The 17,502-nt window shown below is 70.7% G+C and carries 19 protein-coding genes and 1 pseudogene; 7 read left to right on the forward strand and 13 right to left on the reverse strand.

The features are described 5' to 3' along the window. Window positions 1-3 precede the first annotated feature (3 nt). Window positions 4-999: a thiamine pyrophosphate-dependent dehydrogenase E1 component subunit alpha gene (locus KO353_RS06415; protein ID WP_218286882.1), complete on the reverse strand. Its 996-nt coding sequence runs from the start codon at window positions 997-999 to the stop codon at window positions 4-6. A 174-nt stretch (window positions 1,000-1,173) separates the two neighbouring features. On the opposite strand from KO353_RS06415, the gene KO353_RS06420 reads away from it, so the two are divergent. Beyond that, complete coding sequence (locus KO353_RS06420) at window positions 1,174-1,899, forward strand: glutathione S-transferase N-terminal domain-containing protein (RefSeq protein WP_218286883.1); 726 nt, start codon at window positions 1,174-1,176, stop codon at window positions 1,897-1,899. 111 nt (window positions 1,900-2,010) lie between these two features. Here the strand turns inward: KO353_RS06420 and KO353_RS06425 are convergent, their stop codons facing one another. Further along, entirely contained in the window at window positions 2,011-2,823 is an 813-nt protein-coding gene (locus KO353_RS06425; protein ID WP_218286884.1) for an aldo/keto reductase, read from the reverse strand. A gap of 132 nt (window positions 2,824-2,955) precedes the next feature. Between KO353_RS06425 and KO353_RS06430 the strand changes: the two genes are divergently transcribed. From KO353_RS06430 to mdoH, 4 genes are read left to right on the forward strand one after another with little or no spacing between them, the layout of a single operon-like run. Further along, the gene (locus KO353_RS06430; protein WP_218286885.1) at window positions 2,956-3,930 is read left to right on the forward strand and encodes a Bug family tripartite tricarboxylate transporter substrate binding protein; all 975 of its coding nucleotides are present in this window, start codon (window positions 2,956-2,958) and stop codon (window positions 3,928-3,930) included. Beyond that, window positions 3,923-4,393, forward strand: coding sequence for a tripartite tricarboxylate transporter TctB family protein (locus tag KO353_RS06435; RefSeq protein WP_218286886.1), 471 nt, complete (start codon window positions 3,923-3,925; stop codon window positions 4,391-4,393). Before KO353_RS06430 ends, KO353_RS06435 begins: the two co-directional genes overlap by 8 nt. Before the next feature lie 4 nt (window positions 4,394-4,397). Continuing rightward, a complete protein-coding gene (locus KO353_RS06440; RefSeq protein WP_218286887.1) occupies window positions 4,398-5,897 on the forward strand; it encodes a tripartite tricarboxylate transporter permease in 1,500 nt (499 codons plus the stop codon). A gap of 32 nt (window positions 5,898-5,929) precedes the next feature. Then, window positions 5,930-7,615 carry a glucans biosynthesis glucosyltransferase MdoH gene (gene mdoH / locus KO353_RS06445; RefSeq protein ID WP_218286888.1) on the forward strand — a complete coding sequence of 562 codons (1,686 nt, stop codon included), beginning with the start codon at window positions 5,930-5,932 and terminating at the stop codon, window positions 7,613-7,615. A 201-nt stretch (window positions 7,616-7,816) separates the two neighbouring features. Here the strand turns inward: mdoH and ychF are convergent, their stop codons facing one another. From ychF to KO353_RS06470, 5 genes are all read right to left on the reverse strand, one after another. Continuing rightward, a complete protein-coding gene (ychF, locus tag KO353_RS06450; protein ID WP_218286889.1) occupies window positions 7,817-8,911 on the reverse strand; it encodes a redox-regulated ATPase YchF in 1,095 nt (364 codons plus the stop codon). A gap of 109 nt (window positions 8,912-9,020) precedes the next feature. Next, on the reverse strand, window positions 9,021-9,599 hold the full coding sequence (pth, locus tag KO353_RS06455; protein ID WP_218286890.1) for an aminoacyl-tRNA hydrolase: 579 nt from the start codon (window positions 9,597-9,599) through the stop codon (window positions 9,021-9,023). Window positions 9,600-9,635: 36 nt separating this feature from the next. After that, window positions 9,636-10,340 carry a 50S ribosomal protein L25/general stress protein Ctc gene (locus KO353_RS06460; protein ID WP_218286891.1) on the reverse strand — a complete coding sequence of 235 codons (705 nt, stop codon included), beginning with the start codon at window positions 10,338-10,340 and terminating at the stop codon, window positions 9,636-9,638. An 87-nt stretch (window positions 10,341-10,427) separates the two neighbouring features. Further along, window positions 10,428-10,991: a histidine phosphatase family protein gene (locus KO353_RS06465; protein ID WP_235692046.1), complete on the reverse strand. Its 564-nt coding sequence runs from the start codon at window positions 10,989-10,991 to the stop codon at window positions 10,428-10,430. Window positions 10,992-11,089: 98 nt separating this feature from the next. Next, window positions 11,090-11,713, reverse strand: coding sequence for a glutathione S-transferase family protein (locus KO353_RS06470; RefSeq protein WP_218286892.1), 624 nt, complete (start codon window positions 11,711-11,713; stop codon window positions 11,090-11,092). A 194-nt stretch (window positions 11,714-11,907) separates the two neighbouring features. Here KO353_RS06470 and KO353_RS17005 point away from each other — a divergent pair. Continuing rightward, window positions 11,908-12,024: pseudogene (locus KO353_RS17005) on the forward strand (DUF924 family protein); the annotation flags it as partial. Window positions 12,025-12,082: 58 nt separating this feature from the next. Continuing rightward, complete coding sequence (locus KO353_RS16350; RefSeq protein ID WP_235692048.1) at window positions 12,083-12,334, forward strand: DUF924 family protein; 252 nt, start codon at window positions 12,083-12,085, stop codon at window positions 12,332-12,334. A 24-nt stretch (window positions 12,335-12,358) separates the two neighbouring features. On the opposite strand, the gene KO353_RS06480 is transcribed toward KO353_RS16350, so the two are convergent. The 6 genes from KO353_RS06480 to lgt form a co-directional block, all read right to left on the reverse strand. Beyond that, window positions 12,359-12,736 (reverse strand): SaoD/DsrE family protein, encoded by a 378-nt coding sequence (locus KO353_RS06480; RefSeq protein WP_218286894.1) that lies wholly within the window; start codon window positions 12,734-12,736, stop codon window positions 12,359-12,361. Window positions 12,737-12,876: 140 nt separating this feature from the next. Then, the gene (locus tag KO353_RS06485; RefSeq protein WP_218286895.1) at window positions 12,877-13,809 is read right to left on the reverse strand and encodes a ribose-phosphate pyrophosphokinase; all 933 of its coding nucleotides are present in this window, start codon (window positions 13,807-13,809) and stop codon (window positions 12,877-12,879) included. Between the two features lie 111 nt (window positions 13,810-13,920). After that, window positions 13,921-14,802, reverse strand: a complete 882-nt coding sequence (locus KO353_RS06490) for a hypothetical protein (RefSeq protein WP_218286896.1) — start codon at window positions 14,800-14,802, stop codon at window positions 13,921-13,923. A 102-nt stretch (window positions 14,803-14,904) separates the two neighbouring features. Then, window positions 14,905-15,669, reverse strand: a complete 765-nt coding sequence (pgeF, locus tag KO353_RS06495; protein WP_218286897.1) for a peptidoglycan editing factor PgeF — start codon at window positions 15,667-15,669, stop codon at window positions 14,905-14,907. Further along, a complete protein-coding gene (locus KO353_RS06500; protein ID WP_218286898.1) occupies window positions 15,666-16,694 on the reverse strand; it encodes a class I SAM-dependent methyltransferase in 1,029 nt (342 codons plus the stop codon). Before KO353_RS06500 ends, pgeF begins: the two co-directional genes overlap by 4 nt. Next, complete coding sequence (gene lgt / locus KO353_RS06505; RefSeq protein ID WP_218286899.1) at window positions 16,694-17,497, reverse strand: prolipoprotein diacylglyceryl transferase; 804 nt, start codon at window positions 17,495-17,497, stop codon at window positions 16,694-16,696. The genes KO353_RS06500 and lgt overlap by 1 nt, the downstream gene beginning before the upstream one ends. Window positions 17,498-17,502: the final 5 nt, after the last annotated feature.

Raw genomic sequence — 17,502 nt, forward strand, 5'->3', positions numbered from 1 at the left:
TCCTCAGGCGAACATGAAGCGGAGTTCCTGGCCCTCCTCGGGCCAGGGCGAGGCCTCGGCGAAGGCGACTGCGTCCGCCACCTCGGCGGCGACCTCCTCGTCGAGGCGCACGAGATCGGCCTCCGTCGCCAGACCGTTGCCGACCAAATACGATGCGAAGCGCGCGATCGGGTCCTTGGCGCGCCAGGCCTCGACCTCGCTCTCCTCGCGGTACTTGCCTTGGAGGAACGTCACCTCCGCCTCGACATGGCCGCGCAGGCGATAGGTTCTGGCCTCGATCAGGGTCGGGCCGCCGCCCTCGCGGGCGCGGCGCACGGCGGCGTTGGCCGCCTGCCACACGGCAAGAAGGTCGTTGCCGTCCACCGCCACGCCGGGGACGCCGAACGGAGCGGCGCGGTCGGCGATCGTTCCGGCGGTGACCGTCGCGGTCGGCGAGAACTCGGAGAAGCCGTTGTTCTCGCACACGAGCACGAGCGGCAGCTTCCACAGAGCGCCGAGGTTGAGCGCCTCCATCAGCACGCCCTGGTTGGCCGCCCCGTCGCCGAAGAAGGCGACGGCCACGTGGCCCTTGCGGTCGAGCTGGGCCGCGAGCGCGGCCCCCACCGTCAGCGCGATGCCGCCGCCGACGATTCCGTTGGCGCCGATGATGCCGCGGGAGAAATCGGCCACATGCATCGAGCCGCCCATGCCGCGGCAGATGCCCGTGGCGCGGCCATAAACCTCGGCGATCATCGCCCGCGTCTCGCCCCCCTTGGCGAGGAAGTGCCCGTGCCCGCGGTGGGTGGAGGCGATCCAGTCGCGATCGGACAGGTGCGCGCAGACGCCGACCGCCACCGCCTCCTCACCGATGTAGAGATGAACGGGCCCAGGAAGCGTGCCAGCCTTGAAGTCGTCGCCGAGCCTCTCCTCGACGCGTCGGATCAGAAGCATGCGCCGATGGAGCGCGAGCAACTCGTCGCGCGAGAGGTTCGTCGCGACCGCGGGCGCCGCCTCCAGCATGGACCGTCCCATCCCGTGTGCGTGTTCGTTGCATCGATGGTGACGGAGGGCGTAAGCCCGCGTCAAGCGACCCCGTTTTTTCCGCGCGGCCGCTCGCCGAGCCGCCCCCCCATTGCATCGGCCGCGGAAAGGCTCGACGCTTGCCGCGAGCCTCGAGCGAAGGAGCGACACCGCATGATCGAGCTGCACTACTGGCCGACGCCGAACGGCCACAAGATCACCATGTTCCTCGAGGAGACGGGCCTTGCCTACGAGATCGTTCCGGTGAACATCGGCAAGGGCGAGCAGTTCCGGCCCGAGTTCCTCGCGATCGCGCCGAACAACCGCATGCCCGCGATCATCGATCGCGCCCCGGCCGATGGCGGCGCGCCGATCAGCGTGTTCGAGAGCGGCGCGATCCTGCTCTATCTCGCCGAGAAGACCGGGCGGTTCATCCCGCCCGACTTGCGCGGCCGCGTCGCCACGCTCGAGTGGCTGTTCTGGCAGATGGGCGGGCTTGGGCCGATGCTCGGCCAGAACACTCACTTCCGCGCCTATGCGCCGGAGACGATCCCGTACGCGATCGATCGCTATGGGCGCGAGGCGAACCGCCTATTCGGCGTGATGGAGCGCCGGCTTGAGGGGCGCGACTTCCTCGCCGGCGAGTACACGATCGCCGACATGGCCTGCTACCCCTGGGCCGTCACCTGGGAGCGGCAGGGAATCGACGTCGCCGAGTTTCCCCGTGTGAAGGCCTGGCTCGACCGAATCGGCGCGCGGCCCGCCACACAGCGGGCCTATGCGCTCGGGCCGAAATATCGCCCCGACGGCCCGCCGCAGATGACGGAGGAGCAGCGTCGCGTTCTGTTCGGGCAGACGGCGGCCTCGGTCGCCTCTGGCGCGCACATCCCAAAGGGCTGAGCCCGCCCGCGCGTCGCTCGCTCCGCCTCCCCCTTCGCCGTCGTGCTCCTGACCCCGGCCGAACGACGCCGGGTCGTCACCCCTGCGCTGAGACGTTCGGCTCCGCGCGCCTCAGTGTCTCCAGTCGGGCGCGAAGGCCGGGTTGACGAAGCGCCGGTCCTTCGGCAGCGCCGCGATCGCCGCGCGATCCGCCTCGTCGAGCCGGAGCGAGAGCGCGGCGAGATTGGCGCGCATGTTCTCGACCCGGGCCGATTTCGGGATCGCGGCGACCATGTCCTGCTCGAGAAGCCACGCGAGCGCGACCTGGGCGCCGCTCGCCCCGTGCTTGGCGCCGATCGCCGCGAGCACCGGGTGATCGACGAGCCCGCCCTTGCCGAGCGGAGAATGGGCCGTCAGCACCACGCCATGGGCGCGGCAGAGGGCGAGCAGCGGGTCCTGCCCCAGCATCACGTGATACTCGACCTGGTTGGCGGCGATCGGCGCGCCGGTCGCAAGCGCCTCGGCGAGCAGGCGCGGGGTGAAGTTCGCAACCCCGATGGCCCGGTAGAGGCCGCGCTCCTTCAGCACCTCCATCATCGCAAGCGTGCGCTTGAGCGGTACGGCCGGATTGGGCCAGTGGATCAGGAACAGATCGACATAGTCGAGCCCGAGACGCTTGAGGGAAGCCTCGAGCGCACGGTCGGGCGCCGCAAGGTTCTCCCACCAGACCTTGGTGGTGACGAAGAGGTGCTCACGCGGCACGGCCGAGTCGCGCAGGCCCTCTCCCACCGCCTCCTCGTTGCCGTACATCTCGGCCGTGTCGATGTGGCGATAGCCGAGGCCAATCGCCTCCGCGACGGCGCGGGCACAGTCCGCGCCTGAAAGCGCCCAGGTGCCGAGGCTGAGTTTGGGCATCGCAAGATGCGGTGTCTCGATGCGCGGCATCTCCCCCTCCCTTGACACGGCAAGCCTTGCGGCGTCGGCCCGCACGGTCAAGCCGCGCCGGCCCCCTTTCCCTGAGCCCGGCACTGTTCTAGGCTTCCCGCAAAGAGGAATCGGACCGGGAAGGGGAACGTCATGACCACGACACGACGCCGCCTGCTCGCCGCCGCCGCGCTCGCTCCGGCCGCGACGCTTGCCGCGCCGGGGGCGCGCGCGCAGCAGCGCTTCGAGAGCATCTTCATGTTCATCCCCGCCAGCCCCGGCGGCGGCTGGGACAGCACCGGCCGGGCGATCGAGCAGGCCGCACGCGCCGCCGGCCTGGTCGGGTCGTTCCAGTTCGAGAATGTCGGCGGCGCGGGCGGGATGGTCGGCCTGCCGCGTTTCGTCAACCAGAGGCGGAACCAGGCCAACGCGCTGATGGTCGGCGGCAGCGTGATGGTGGGCGCGGGCATCACCAACAAGTCACCGGTGACGATCGAGCACGTCCAGCCCGTGGCGCGGCTGACGGAGGAGGCGGGCGTTATCGTCGTGCCGGCAAGCTCAGAGGTGCGCGACTGGGCCGCGCTTGCGGCGAAGCTCCAGGCGAACCCGGGTTCGGTTCCGGTCGGCGGCGGTTCCGCCGGCGGCACCGACCATATCGCTCTCGCGCTCATCCTGAAGGCGCTCGGGCGCAACCCGCGCGAGGCATCCTACGTCGCCTTCGCCGGCGGGGGGCCTGCCAATGCCGCGATCCTCGGCGGCCAGGTGGCGGCAGGAATCTCCGGCTACTCCGAGTTCGCCGAGCAGATCAAGGCCGGCCGGATTCGCGCGCTCGCCACCACCGGGGAGAGGCGCGTTCCCGGCACGGACATCCCGACGCTGAAGGAGCTCGGCCTCGATGTCGTCGCGACGAACTGGCGTGGCGTGTTCTGCCCGCCCGGTCTCTCCGCGCCCCAGCGGCAGGCACTGATCGACCTGATGACGGCGATCCACGCGACCCCGCAGTGGAAAGAGATCCTTGCCGCGCGCGCCTGGACGGATGCGTTCCTCGCGGGCGATGCCTTCGCCGCCTTTCTCAAGCAGAACATCGCCGCGACCGAGGCCGTGCTGAAAGATCTCGGGCTTGCCTGAACGCCGCCCCGTCGCGGGCGAGGTGGGCGTCTCGATCGCGCTGATCCTGCTCGCGCTTGTGTCGCTGTGGGAGAGCGCGTCGATCCCGGTCTCTCCGATCTATGCCCGCGTCGGCCCGACCGTTTTCCCGTGGATCGCCTCCTCGGGCCTGCTTCTGATTGGCGTCCTCCTGCTCGCGCAGGCGCTGCGGGGCGGCTTCGGTGTCGAGCCGGCCCTTGCGGTGGACTGGCGCGCCACGGCTTGGGTCGCCGCCGGGCTTGCCGCCAACGCGGCTTTGATCGGGAGCCTCGGCTTCGTGTTCGCGGCCATCGCCTTATTCGTGTGCGTCGCGCGCGGCTTCGGCTCGGCCGCGCCGCTGCGCGATGCGGCGATCGGCGCGGCACTCGCTCTCGCCTCCTATCTCGGCTTCGAGAAGCTGCTCGGCGTCAACATCGGCGCCGGTGTGCTCGAGGGCCTTCTCTAGAGCGATGGATACGCTCGCCGCGCTCGCCGGGGGGTTTGCGACGGCGCTGACGCCAACCAATCTGCTGTTCGCCTTCGCAGGCTGCTTCCACGGCACGGCTGTGGGCGTGCTGCCCGGGATCGGCCCGGCACTCACCGTCGCCCTCTTGTTGCCGATCACCTTCCAGGTGCCGGCGACCTCGGCCTTCATCCTGTTCGCCGGCGTCTACTACGGCGCGATGTATGGCGGGTCGACCACCTCGATCCTTCTCAACACGCCCGGGGAGAGCGCGACCATCATCACCGCCCTCGAGGGGCACCGCATGGCGCGGGCCGGGCGCGCGGGCCCCGCACTTGCAACGGCCGCGATCGGCAGTTTCGTTGCCGGCACGATCGCCACGGCCGCCTTGACCTTCTTCGCGCCGGTCGTGGTCGAGCTCGCGCTGAAGCTAGGGCCCGCCGAGTATTTCAGCCTGATGGTGATCGCCTTCGTCGCCGTCTCCTCGGTGCTCGGGCGCTCGGTCCTGCGCGGGCTTGCGTCGCTCTTCCTCGGCCTGATCCTTGGCGTCGTCGGCGTCGATCTGCAGACGGGCCAGCCGCGCTTCACCTTCGGGATGCTCGAGCTGCTCGACGGGATCGAGGTGACGATCGTCGCCGTCGGCCTGTTCGCGGTTGCCGAGACGCTCCATCTCGCCACGCGGCGGCGGCACGGCGAGGACGAGATCCTGCCGCTGCAGGGCAGCCTCTGGCTCTCGCGGGAAGACTGGGCGCGGTCGTGGAAGCCGTGGCTTCGAGGCGCCCTGATCGGCTTCCCCTTCGGCGCGATCCCGGCCGGCGGGTCGGAACTGCCGACCTTCCTCAGCTACTACATGGAGCGAAAGCTCGCGCGGAAGCCGGAGGAGTTCGGCCGCGGCGCGATCGAGGGCGTGGCGGGGCCTGAGGCGGCGAACAACGCCGCCGCCGCCGGCGTGCTGATGCCGATGCTCACGCTCGGCCTGCCGACCTCCGTCACCGCGGCGATCATGCTGTCGGCGTTCCAGAGCTACGGCATCCAGCCCGGCCCGATGCTGTTTCAGACCCAAGGCGAGCTCGTGTGGGGCCTGATCGCGAGCCTCTATGTCGGCAACGCGATACTGCTCGTTCTGAACCTGCCGCTCGTCGGGCTCTGGGTGAGGATCCTGAAGATCCCCGCACCGCATCTCTACGCCGGCATCCTGGTGTTCGCCACGATCGGCGCCTACGGCGTCTCGAACTCGGTGGCCGATCTGCTCGTGATGTACGCCGTCGGCATCGTCGGGCTGTTCATGAAGCGCTACGACTTCCCCGTGGCGCCGACGGTGATCGGCATGATCCTCGGCCCGCTCGCCGAGCAGGCCTTCCGCCAGGCGCTGACGATTAGCCAGGGCGACGTCACCACCTTCGTCACCCGCCCGATCAGCGCCACCTTCCTCGCGATCGCACTCCTGCTCGGGGTCGGGCCTTGGCTTTGGCGCGCGCTCAAGGCTTCGCGCGCCGCGCGCGCCTGAGAGGCGCCATCATCCGCCGCTAGACCACGCGCATGCTCGTCCTCCGACGCGCTGTCTGGCTCGCGCTCACGCTCGTCTTCGCGGCCCTGCCGCTCGTTCTCCTCGCGGCGGCTCTCGGCGAGGGCGGGTGGACGCCGTGGGAAGCCATCGCCTTCGCGGCGCTCGCCGTCACGGCGCCGTGGGTCGGCACGATGGCGGCCTCGTCTGTGATCGGTGCGGTGCTGCTGCTCACCGCGCGCGACCCGCTCGCCGCCACTTGGCCCGGGGTCGCGCGCGGCGAGGGCCTGCCCAGGCTCAGGACCGCGCTTCTGCTCTGCCTCAGGAACGAGGACACGGCCGCAGCGCTCGGGCGGATCGCGCCTCTGCTCGACGGGCTCGCCGCCGCCGGGGCGGCGGATCGTTTCGCCCTGTTCGTTCTTTCCGACACGCCAGCGGGCGCGCATGCCGACGCGGAGGCGTGCGCCGTCGAGGCGTTCTGCGCCGCGCGTCCCGAGGCCCCCGCGATCCACTACCGAAGACGCGAGGTCAACACAGGGTTCAAGGCCGGCAATGTCATGGAATGGGTGAGGCATCGCTCGGCCGGGTTCGAGACGATGATCACGCTGGATGCCGACAGCGTGATGACGGCGGGGACGGTGCTCGAGCTTGCCCGCCTGATGGAGGCGAACCCGCACGCGGCGCTGATCCAGACACTGATCGTCGCCCGCCCGGCGCTCGTTCCGTTCCCGCGCCTGTTCCAGTTCGGCATGCGCCACGGCATGCGCGCCTATGCCGCCGGGATCGCCTGGTGGCAGGGGCCTGACGGGCCCTACTGGGGCCACAACGCGATCATCCGCGTCGCCCCCTTCGCGGCGCATGGAGACCTTCCCGCCCTGCCCAACGGAGAGGCGATCCTGAGCCATGACCAGGTGGAGGCGGCGCTGCTGCGCTCTGCCGGGCACGAGGTCCGGCTCGACCCACGCGAGACCGGCAGCTATGAGGCGAACCCGCCGTCGCTCCTGCCGTTCCTCGTGCGGGACATCCGCTGGATGGCGGGCAACCTGCAGTATCTCGCGCTCCTGCGCCTGCCCGGGTTCACCGTCGTCGGTCGGCTCAACCTTGTCTTCGCCATCCTGCTGTTCGCTGCCGCGCCGCTTGCGGTGGTCGCGTCGGTGGCGCTGATGCTGAACGCTCTCTCGTCCGATCCGGCGTCCGCGGTCGATCGCCCGCTCGGGCTCGCCGCAACGCTCGCCTATCTCGGAGGCTACTTCTCGCACAAGCTCTGCGGCGCGCTTCAGGCGGCGGTCGATCGGCGCGCGCGTACGTCATACGGCGGCGGGTGGAGGCTCGCGCTCGGTGCCGCGCTCGAGTTCTGCCACGGCCTCGTGCTCGAGGTGATCCGAGCGGTGAACCAGACGGGCGGGATGTTGGCGCTCGCGCTCGGGCGGAGGATCGGCTGGGCGCCTCAGCTGCGCGAGGAGCGCGGCGTGTCCTGGGCAGAGGCGGCGCGCGGCCTCTGGTGGCACAGTCTCCTGGGCGTTGCAGGGCTTGCGGGGTTCGCCGCCGCCGGGCCGGTGGCGTTCCTCTGGGCCCTGCCGTTCCTCGGCGGACTTGTGCTCGCCATCCCGTTCTGCGTGGTGACGTCCGACCCCGCCCTCGGCCGGCGCCTCGTTCGGGCTGGGATCGCCGCGATCCCGGAGGAGAACGATCCGCGCTCGCCCTTCCCGCCGCTTGGGTGACCCTCGTCGCGGCGCTCTATGGGAATGTGCAGACGCGGGCAAGATGCGCGCGCTGCCGCGCTCACCCAGGTGGGCGGCGCGCTCACCAGCACGAACGTTCGCGGCCAAGCAAAGCGACATTGCGCCGTGGCGGGATCGCACTTGGGGGGCAGAACCTGGAAGGCGGTGTCTTGTTGGCGCGTGCGGTCCCGGCAACGTGGATCAGACATTGAAGCGGAACAGCATCACGTCGCCGTCGCGCACCACATAGTCCTTGCCCTCGATCCGCATCCTGCCCGCCTCCTTCGCCCCCTGCTCGCCGCCGAAGGCCACATAGTCCTCATACGAGATCGTTTCGGCTGCGATGAAGCCGCGCTCGAAATCGCCATGGATCACGCCTGCCGCCTGGGGCGCCTTCGTGCCCTGGACGATCGTCCAGGCGCGCGCCTCCTTCGGCCCTGCCGTGAAGAAGGTGATCAGGCCTAAGAGCGCGTAACCTGCGCGGATCACCCGATCGAGGCCGCTGTCGGCGAGGCCGAGCCCCTCGAGGAAGGCGGGCTTGTCCGCCTCCGGCAGCTGGCTGATCTCTGCCTCGATCGCCGCCGAGACAACGACCTGCCCCGCCCCCTTCGCCCGCGCCATCTCCGCGACCCGGGCGGAGTGCGCGTTGCCGGACGCGGCCGACGCCTCCTCCACGTTGCACACGTAGAGAACGGGCTTGGTGGTCATGAGGCCGAGCGTGCGCGCGACCGCCTCCTCCCCGGGGCCGATCGCCGCCCGTGCGGGCCTTCCCTCCTGCAGCGCTGCGATCATCCGCTCGACGAGCGCGAGCAGGGCGGCACTCTCGCGGTCGCCGCCGCGCGCCCGTTTCGTGAGCGTGCCGAGGCGACGCTCGAGGCTCTCTAGGTCGGCGAGCATCAGTTCGGTCTCGACCGTCTCGGCATCGCGAACCGGGTCGACCGACCCTTCCACATGCGTCACGTCGGGATCGTCGAAGCAGCGCAGCACGTGGATGATCGCGTCCACCTCGCGGATATGGGCGAGGAACTGGTTGCCGAGCCCCTCGCCCTTGGAGGCACCGCGCACGAGCCCCGCGATGTCGACGAACTCGAGGCTGGTCGGCACGATCCGCGCGCTCCGGGCAAGCCGCGCGAGCGTCTCGAGCCGCCTGTCCGGAACCGCCACCCGGCCGAGATTCGGCTCGATCGTGCAGAATGGGTAGTTCGCCGCCTGCGCCGCGACCGTCGCCGTCAGCGCGTTGAAGAGGGTCGACTTGCCGACATTCGGCAGGCCGACGATGCCGCAGGTGAACCCCATCGCCTCTCCTCGCTTCGGGCGGTCTCCCCAAGCCCGGACACCGCTCCACCTTCAGCTGCTCCGCGTCGTCGCGCCCAAGGCCGATGACCGGTTACGCGGACGATGCGCCCTAGGGCCCCGGCTGGGTCAGAGCCGCTACCCGGTTCATGAACGCCTCCGCCCGCCCTTCCGCGAGCAGCGGCGCGGCTTCGGCCACCGCCTCGAGCAGGCGCTCGAGCCAGGCGCTGTCCTCCTTCGCGAAGTCGCCAAGCACATGGCCGGTCACCCGCTCCTTCTGGCCCGGATGGCCGATGCCGAGCCGCACCCGCCAGTAGTCCTGCGCGCCGAGAGCGCGGTCGATCGAGCGCAGACCGTTGTGGCCAGCCGCCCCGCCTCCTTTCTTGACGCGCACCTTGCCCGGCGGAAGGTCAAGCTCGTCATGGAACACGCAGATCGACTCCGGCGGGAGCCGGTGGAAATGCGCTGCCTGCTGCACCGAGGCGCCGCTGTCGTTCATCCAGGTCTCGGGCTTGAGGGCGAGGATCCTCTCCCCCGCGATCGTTCCGTCGGCGACCTGGCCGCGGAAGCGGGACCGCCACGGCGAGAAATGGTTCCGCGCGGCGATCGCGTCGAGCGCCATGAAGCCGATGTTGTGCCGCTGGCGCGCGTGCTGAGGCCCCGGATTGCCGAGGCCGACCCAGAGCTTCATCGCACCCCCGCCCGCCCCGGAACCGGGGCGTGGCCGCTACTTCTTCGCAGGCTTGGCGGCCGGCGCGGCCTTGGCCCCGCCGCCCGAAGCGGCCTTGCCGCCGGCGGCAGGTGCCGCACCCTTCGCCGGCGCCGCCGAGGACGCCGCCTCGGCCGACGCCGCCGTCTCGACCTGCTTGGTGGGTGGCGCGATCGTCGCGATGGTGAAATCGCGGTCGGCGATCACCGGCCTGATCCCGGGCGGAGCCTTCACCGCACTCCAGTGGATCGTATCCCCGATCGTGAGGCCGGTGAGGTCGATCTCGAACTTCTCGGGAACCGTCTCGGGCGTGCAATAGACCTCGACCTCGTGGCGCACGACGTTCAGCACCCCGCCCGCCTTCAGCCCGGGCGAGGCGGCCTCGTTGAGGAACACCACCTCGACGCCGACGCGGATCTCCTGCCCGGCGGCGAGGCGCTGGAAATCGACGTGCTGCGGCCGGTCCGTCACCGGGTGGAACTGGACGTCGCGCAGGAGCGCACGCTCGGTCACTTCGCCCACCTTCACATCATAGAGGCGCGACCGCCAGCCAGGCCGGTGCAGCTCCTTAAGCACCACCCGCGGATCGACCGAGAGGAGGCGCGGCGGCTGCTTCGCCCCGTAGATCACCCCGGGCACATGGCCCGCACGCCGTGTCGCCCGCGCCGCCCCCTTGCCGGCCCGCTCGCGCGCCACGGCCTCGATCGTCACGACCTCGACCATCGTCGGCTCCTTCGCGAAAGAGAAGCGCCGGCCTCCAGGGGTGCCGGCGCGAGCAGGCCTTTAGGGGAAACCGCCGAGAAAGGCAAGTCAGGCCGGAGGATGGACCTCGAGCGTCCAGGCCCCGGCCCGATCGGCGGGCGGGCGGACGAACAGAGGGGTGGCGTTCGGCGTCCGCACATTCACCTCGAGCCCGAGGGCAGAGCGTATGGCACGCCAGAACGCCCCGTGGCCGACGAGAAGCACCACGGGCGGCTCGCCGAGCGCTCGGTTGACCGCGGCGACGGCGCGGGTGCGGAGATCGGCGAAGCGCTCCCCGCCGGGCGGGGTGTAGCGTTCCGCGACCCACTCGGCGAACCACGCGCCCATCGGCTGGCCTTCGTGCGTGCCGAAGGCGCTCTCGCGGAGGTCCTCGTCCTCGGCGAGCGGCAGGCCGAGCTCGGCGGCGACGATCTCGGCGGTGCGCCGCGCCCGCGCAAGCGGGGAGTGGATGATCGTGGTGATGCCCCGACCCTTCAGCAGCTTCGCCGCAGCCTCAGCCTGAGCGATGCCGCGTTCGTTCAGGGGAATGTCGGTGCTGCCCTGGCTGAGCGACCGCGCGTTCCACTCCGTCTCGCCATGGCGCAGGAACCAGAAGGCGACGGGGGTGATCACCAGCAGCCGAAGCCGTCCGCGCGGCGGGCCGCGTCGGCCAGAGGGGCGGTGCCGCCCCCCTCGCCCCCCGTGCCGGCGCCTCCGGCCGCAGCGGCCATTCAGGCAAGCCCCTCTGCGGCGAGCGCCCTCTTCGTCGCCTCGCGCGCGGCCACCCGGTCATGGAGACGCTTGAGGGCAGGGAAGTCGGAGAGCTCTTTGCCAGTGCGCGGCACCCAGCGGGCGATCACGAAGAGATAGTCATCCACCACCGAGTGGCCGGACGGGAGCGCGGTGTCGCGGCCAGCGAGCATCTCCTCGGCGATCGTGAGATACTTGATCGTGTCGGCCTTAGCCTTCTCGCTCGCGGCCGGGGCGTGCTCGGGCGCACCCACGAAGCGTTCGGCACGCAGGATCCGGGTGAAGCCGCCGTTGTGGATGCTGCCCGAGATGAAGTTCATCCACTCGAGAGCGCGCGCCTCGCCGTCCGCGTCGTCCGGCAGAAGCTTCGCCTCAGGGCTCGTGCGCGCCACCCAGAACAGGATCGCTGGGCACTCGGTGAGGATCGAGCCATCGTCGCGCGCAAGCGCCGGCACCTTGCTCTTCGGGTTGACCTTCAGGAACTCGGGCGAGAACTGCTCGCCGTCCTTGAGGTTCACGCGCACCGCCTCGAAGCTCTTGCCGCTCTCGTGCAGCGCGATGTGGACGGCGAGGCTGCAGGCGCCCGGGCTGTAGAACAGCTTCATCGTCAACGTGACCTCTGGCGTTCGGGGTGAAGCGGGCGGCACTCTGATCAGGCGGCGCCGGGGGCGCAAGAGGGGGCGGGAGGATCGGGATGGCCGAGACGGCGGGAAGCGTGGTGGCGTTCTGGCGCGACGCCGGGCGCGAGCGCTGATTCCGCCGCGACGACGCGTTCGATAAGCTGTTCCGCGATCGTTTCATGGCGCTGCACCTCGAGGCCGCGGCGCGCGCGCACGACGACTGGGTGGAGGCGCCCGAGAGCGCGCTTGCGCTCCTGATCCTGCTCGACCAGTTCCCCTGCAATGCCTTCCGCGGCACGACACACATGTACCCGCGCGCGCTTGCCTTCGCCGAGGCGGCGATCGCGGCGGAGCATGACCGCAGCGTCGCTCATGACCTCCGCGTGTTCTTTCTACCTGCCCTTCATGCACGCGGAGTACCTGGGCCACCAGGAGCGGTACGTTGCGCTCTGCGGGCCCTTGTACGGAGAGACGCTCAAGCATGCGCTCGTCCACCGCGACATCATTGCGCGTTTCGGCCGTTTCCCGCACCGCAACCCCGCCTTCGAGCGCATGACAACGTCAGAGGAACAGGCGTTCCTCGACTTGGGCGGCGTCGCGGGCTGATGCGGAGACGCAGGATTTCCGCTTTCAGAGCGAGATCACGTTATCAGGCGGGTTGGCGGCAAGCGCTGCATAAAGCTGGGGAAAGCAGCCTGCCACCACACCCGGCACGCAGTCCTTCGGCTTGACCTCGCCTCGGCCGCACTGGTGGAAATCGCCCTCACCAAGGCCGCGGCGGATCGCACAGTCGTCGCACATCATGAGGAGAATGTTGCGCTCGGCAGCGAGCTTGGCCAGCCGCTCTCCAATCTCGTCGCCACGGCGAAGCACGAAGAGATTGTCGTCGAAAAACATCATGCCGACCACCTCGGCACCATGCTGCCCTGCTTCGAGCTGCGGCAGGATCATCCGCGCGAGCTTGAAGGTTGCAGCCATGGGAGAGATGAACACGTAGGCGACCTTCACAGCACCCCTCACTGGCAAAAGAGATGGTTAATGTTATAACATTTCGTGATGGAGACGCAAGCTGTGTGACGTGCGCCGATGCAGGTGCGGTTTCGCGACCGACCGCCGCGCTTGTCGTCCAGCGGCTGTGGCAGCGCGCCTCAGCAGAACAGCGAGCTGACGGAGCTCTCCTCGCTGATCCGCCGGATCGCCTCGGCGAGCAGAGGCGCGATCGTGATCTGGCGGATGTTGTGGCTGACGCGCACCGCTTCGGTCGCGAGGATGCTGTCGGTCGTGGTCATCATCTCGATCGGCGAGGCGGCGACACGCGCCACCGCCCCGCCTGAGAACACCCCGTGCGTGACATAGGCCGAGACACCGGTCGCGCCGTTCTTCATCAAGGCCTCGGCCGCATTGCAGAGCGTTCCGGCGGAATCAACGATGTCGTCAACAAGGATGCAGTGCCGCCCCTCGACCTCGCCGATCACGTTCATCACTTCCGACACGCCCGCGCGCTCGCGCCTCTTGTCGATGATGGCGAGATCGACGTTCAGCCTGGTTGCGATCTGCCGCGCCCGCACCACCCCCCCGACATCAGGGGAGACGACGATCAGGTCACGGCCCTTGTAGCGCTCGCGTATGTCGGCGGCGAACATCGGCGCGGCGAAGAGGTTGTCGACCGGGATGTCGAAGAAGCCCTGGATCTGCCCGGCGTGAAGGTCGAGCGTCAGAACCCGGTCGGCGCCTGCCTCGGTGATGAGGTTCGCGACGAGCTTGGCCGAGATCGGCGTGCGCGGCCCCGATTTCCGGTCCTGCCGCGCATAGCCGAAATAGGGGATCACCGCGGTCGCGCGCCGCGCCGAGCCGCGGCGCAGCGCATCGAGCGTGATCAGGAGCTCCATCAGGTTGTCGTTCGCGGGATAGGACGTCGACTGGACGACGAACACGTCCTCGCCGCGAACGTTCTCGTGGATCTCGACGAACACCTCCATGTCCGCGAAGCGCCGGACCGAGGCCTTGGTGAGCGGGATGTTCAGCGCCGTCGCGACCGCCTCGGCAAGCGGGCGGTTGGAGTTGCAGGCGACGATCTTCATCGCTGGCGGAACCTTTTGGGCTTGGCGGAGCGCACGGCGAGACGACCGGCGGGCGGTTGGTAGCAACGGCACGGAACCGTGTAAACCGGGCCTCAGGGCCGGCGCGGGGCGTCAGTCGCCGTCGCGGTGGCGGCGTATGACCTCGACCACCCCTTGCGCGGCCTGATCGGCCACGATCACCGCCACATCCCCCCACAGCCCGTCGAGCGCCCCGCGCGGCACCTCGTTGAGCTGCGCCACGCGCCCGAGCTCGAGCCCGTCGGCGCGGAACACGGTCCAGACGATCTCGACACGCTCGCGCGCCCGGCCGGCGGGAGCACGTGCCACCCGGCCGGCTATGCGGAACTCGGCCTCTGCCCCCTCCGGCGCCACCACCACGCCCTCGCGTTCGAGCGCGGCGCGCAGCGCGCGATCGAGCGAGCGGGCGCCGTCTCCCGGCGCGCCGACGATCGCGGGAAGCGTGGCCGAAGGGAGGCGCCTGGCAGCCGCCCCAGGGGCCTGCTCCCGCGCGCTCGCCTCCACCGCGCCGAGCATGCGCAGGATCGCCGGCGCGGCATCAGACGCCACGGCCCGGAGCGTCTCCGGCGCGGCCTCTGCCCAGGCTCGGGCCGGCACCGGCCGCGGCCCTCCCGTGGCGGCGATCTGCCTGCCGTCACGACCCGTGAGCGAATAGGTCAGGCGGACGAGCCCCGCCTCCGCCTCGCCGTTCACGAGCAGACGGTATTCGGGGTTCCGTATCCCCGCAGCGGTGGCGGGCACCTCGAGCTCCTGAAGCGCCGAGGCAAGCTCAGCGGCGAAGTGCTGCGCCCGGTCAGCCCCGAGCCCGGCCGAGGCGGGCGGGGGGATGACGATCCGCGCCGGCGGCGGGCGGATGAGCGACACGGGCGCGGGCGAGGGGGTGCTGCCTGGCTCGAACGGCATCGGCAGGGAGACGCAGCCCGCGAGCGCGAGAGCGACGATCACCGCCCGCGCGAGGCCAAGATCAGAGCGCACAGGTCGCGAGCATCCCGAGCAGAAGCAGGAAGAGGAACATCCAGAGATAAGGCATGGCACGGCGTTCCTAGCACGCCGGCGCGGTCCGGGGCAGGGCGGCCGTCAGGGCAGCCCGATCGCCGAAAGCTGGTGCCCGATCGGGCCCTCGCCCGCGAGGGTGGCGCGGCGATAGCTGAAGAAGCGCTCCGCCTCGGCGAAGGTGTCGGCCGCCACCACGGCGACCGTGCCGACCCCGGCCGAGGCAAGCGCCGCGGCGCAGAAGCCGGCGAGATCGAACTGGGCATGGCCCGGGCGGCCGGGCGAGAAGAACCGGGCGTTGCCAGGGTCGGCCTCGAGGAAGCGGGTGCGGAACGCGGCATCGACCTCGTAGCTCGCCTGGCGGATCGAGGGGCCGATCACGGCGGCGATCCGCTCGCGCCGTGCGCCGAGACGCTCCATGGCCGCGACCGTCGCGCCGACGATCCCGGCAAGAGCGCCGCGCCAGCCGGCATGCGCCGCCCCGATGACGCCGGCCTCCACGTCGGCGAATAGGATCGGCGCGCAATCAGCCGTGACGATGCCGAGCAGCACCCCGCGCCGGCGCGTGACCATCGCATCCGCCTTTGGCCGCGCCCCCGTCGCCCAGGGCTCCTGCAGCACAACGACCTCGGCCGAGTGCACCTGGAACAGCCCGACGAGCCGGTCGGGAGCGAAGCCGAGCGAGCGGGCGGCGCGGGCGCGGTTCTCGGCCACCGCCTCAGGGTCGTCCCTTCCCGAGAGCGAGCAATTGAGGCTCGCGAAGGCGCCACGCGACACCCCGCCCGCGCGGGTGAAGAACCCATGCGGCAGCGCGTCGAGCGACGGGTCTGTCAGCGGCGCGAGGGTCATGGGGCGAAACCGGGGAGGAGCGGCAGGCGAGGGTCGCAGACCGCGAGCGCCTTGACCAGAAGCCCCATCGCGTCGGGGTCCATCAGACGCCGCGCTCCGGCCTGCAGCGACCGTGCCACGCCAGGGGCGGCGTTGCGGCAGAGGATCGCCGTGCGCTCGGGCAGGCCGAGGCGTCGCAGGAACTCTCCCTGCGGCACCGGGCCCTGTACGGCGGCACCGGCTGCGCGCGCGGCGGCGGCGACGGCGCGCCAGTCGACATGGGCGGTGAGGTCGGCACTTCCGGGAGACTCGAGCGGGTCGGCCCGGGCGTGGCCGCGCACCGCCTGGAGGCTGTCCACGGGCGTCACATCCGCCGGCCCATAATCGAGGAAGAGAGCCGCTCCGCCCGAGGCGGCAAGCCGCGCGCCGAGCCAAGCGGCGAGATCGCGCGCCGCCTCGCACACCTCGCCGCCGCCGAGCGCGCGGATGTCCTCTGGCGGCTCCGCCGGAACCGTCACGAAGCGGTGCCGCCCGCCCTCCGACACCACCGCCACCTCGCGCCAGGCCCCGCCCTCGCGCAGGAAGCGGCGTATCGGCAGGGCATCGAGGAACTCGTTGGCGATCAGGATCAGCGGGCCGGGAGGCAGGGAGAGGGGATCCTCGTGCCAGGCAGCGACGGCGCCGCCGAGGCGGTCAGCCTGGGCCGCGCGCAGGCGCGGGCTCGTCTCGACGAGATGGAGGCGAAGGGTGTCGCGGAAGCGCGGGGCTGCGCGCGCCACGGCACGCAGCGCATCCGCCATCAGCGTGCCGCGGCCCGGGCCGAGCTCGGCGAGGATCACCGGCGCGGGCGCGCCCATCTCCTCCCACACAGCGGCGGCCCAGAGGCCCAAGAGTTCGCCAAACGCCTGGGTGATCTCGGGAGCGGTGATGAAATCGCCCGCCCGCCCGAACGGGTCACGCGCGGCGTAATACGCAGCGTTGGCGTCGGCCATGAACCGGTCGAGCCGCACCGGGGCAGAGCCGGCGATCGCCTGCGTCGGCCGCATCACGCCACCCTGCGCCGGCCGCTCGTGGCCACGAGCCAAAGCCCCGCCGCGAGCATCGGAAGCGACAGGAGCTGCCCCATGGTCGTGCCGAAGACGAGGAACCCCAGGAACGCGTCCGGCTCGCGGAACAGCTCGCCGATGCTGCGCGCCGCCGCGTAGCCGGCAAGGAAGAGGCCGGCGAGCAGGCCGCGCCGCGCCCGCACCTCCGTACGCGCGGCAAGCGTTGCCATCACCGCGAACAGAACGAGACCCTCGAGCGCCGCCTGGTAGAGCTGGCTCGGGTGTCGGGGCAGCTGCAGAGGATCGGCGGGGAAAATCATCGCCCAGGGCCCGTCCCAGGGCCTGCCCCAGAGCTCGCCGTTGATGAAATTGGCGCAGCGGCCGAGGAACAGGCCGATCGGCGCAACCGTCGCCACACGATCGCCGAAGCCGAGCATGTCGATCCCCCGGCCGCGGCAGAAGAGCACGATCGCCATGATCATGCCGATCATCCCGCCGTGGAAGCTCATCCCGCCCTGCCATACCATCAGCGCCTCGAGCGGGTTCGCGAGGTAGTGCGAGGGCCGATAGAACAGCACGTAGCCGAGCCGCCCGCCGAGAATGATCCCGACCACGGTCCAGGTCAGGAAATCGTCCACCTGGTCGCGGGTCGCAACGGGGGGCGGGGCGACGGCGAGGCGTCGCATCAGCATCCAGCCGGCGACGATCCCGGCGATGTAGGCGAGAGCATACCAGCGCACCGCGAAGGGCCCGACCGAGACGAGCACCGGGTCGATCGCCGGGAAGGGAAGGATGCCCAGCATCGGCG

Origin of the sequence: Elioraea tepida, from assembly GCF_019203965.1 — a bacterium.
Taxonomy (GTDB): domain Bacteria; phylum Pseudomonadota; class Alphaproteobacteria; order Acetobacterales; family Acetobacteraceae; genus Elioraea_A; species Elioraea_A tepida.